Source organism: Gilvimarinus gilvus (genome assembly GCF_030518155.1).
Lineage (GTDB): Bacteria > Pseudomonadota > Gammaproteobacteria > Pseudomonadales > Cellvibrionaceae > Gilvimarinus > Gilvimarinus gilvus.
In genome coordinates, this window is sequence record NZ_JAULRU010000605.1 from 1 (window position 1) to 324 (window position 324).

Below are 324 nucleotides of genomic sequence, written 5' to 3' on the forward strand. Positions count from 1 at the left end.
CAACAAAACCATCGGCCGGTAGGCGGTCATTGGGGCGCACGATGACAACGTCACCGGGAACCAGCAGCTCCACAGGCATTTCCAACGTGCCATTTGCTCTGCGTACGATCGCGGTGGCTGGTGCGAGCTTGGACAGTGCCTCAATCGCTTTCTTGGCCCGCCCCATCGCGTAGCTTTCAAGGGAATGCCCCAGACTGAACAGGAACAGCAGCAGAGCCCCCTCCGCCCAGGCGCCAATGCTCGCGGCACCGGCTGCGGCGAGAAGCATCAGCGAATCGATCTCGAAGCGTTTCTGGCGGATGTTGCTGATCGCTTCCTTGGTGG

At 61.1% G+C, this 324-nt stretch carries 1 protein-coding gene; it reads right to left on the minus strand.

Features of this window, described 5'->3' with window-relative positions; translation table 11 throughout:
• Positions 1 to 324 (minus strand): P-type ATPase actuator domain-containing protein (locus QWI17_RS14910; protein WP_441294593.1); only part of this gene is annotated, 324 nt, incomplete at both ends.